This is a genomic window from Ruegeria atlantica, from assembly GCF_001458195.1.
GTDB lineage: Bacteria > Pseudomonadota > Alphaproteobacteria > Rhodobacterales > Rhodobacteraceae > Ruegeria > Ruegeria atlantica.
In genome coordinates, this window is the sequence record NZ_CYPU01000059.1 from 1 (window position 1) to 750 (window position 750).

The following is a 750-nucleotide window of genomic DNA, read 5'->3' on the forward strand; positions in this document are numbered from 1 at the left end:
GCTTGAGTTCCTTCAATTAATCCGCGCCCATTCCGCAGTACTTTTTCTTCCAGCGATAATAGGTCTGTTCAACAACACCAATCTGCCGGATTGCATCCAGACGGGACATGCCTTGCCCCATCAATATCTCAACCTGCCGTAACTTCTAGACAATCTCTTCCGGCTTCGGTCGCTTGTTCGCCATGTGGTTCCTCCGTTTTCATAACCATAACGGCGGACCACACAAGTGGGGGAGGATCAATTCCTGCACTGTAACAACCCACTGTAACACTTTTTCAGTTGTTGGCAGAGACGCACGGTGCGGTTTGCATCCTAGCGAAAATCGCAGTTAGTTCCTCTGCTATGCGAGTAGATGGCCGCAGAGCGGACGTTAGAAAAAACGCCATCTACGACCGCCGTGCGGACAAAGCGGCTTTGCCCATTGTAGCGTATTTGTGATATCGACATAACGTCGGCGTACATATCCTTCTGGCTATGCCGACCCTATTTCTGGAGGAGGTTCAGAAGCGACCAAAAATGAAGAGTTCAATATTTCGGAAAACCAGTGCCGCCTGCATTCTGGCCTTCTCCCTTTCTCAAAGTGGGGCAGCTGCCGAAAACGCCTCTAACCCACTTTCAAAAGGTCGGAACACAGATCTCAGAATTCAGCATACTGACGGAAATAGCGGTGAAAAAACAGACTATTTCATTGATGGCGCCTTCATGGCGCTAGACAATTTGAAGATCAAATACGAGCTTCACTACAACAAT

At 48.7% G+C, this 750-nt stretch carries 1 protein-coding gene and 1 pseudogene; one reads left to right on the plus strand and one right to left on the minus strand.

Going from position 1 to position 750, the window contains the following annotated elements:
- Nucleotides 1–19: 19 nt before the first annotated feature.
- Nucleotides 20–184 (minus strand): annotated as a pseudogene (locus tag RUA4292_RS25355) (IS3 family transposase); the annotation flags it as partial.
- Between the two features lie 290 nt (nucleotides 185–474).
- On the opposite strand from RUA4292_RS25355, the gene RUA4292_RS25360 reads away from it, so the two are divergent.
- A partial coding sequence (locus tag RUA4292_RS25360) for a hypothetical protein (RefSeq protein ID WP_233493472.1) occupies nucleotides 475–750 on the plus strand: 276 nt, incomplete at its 3' end.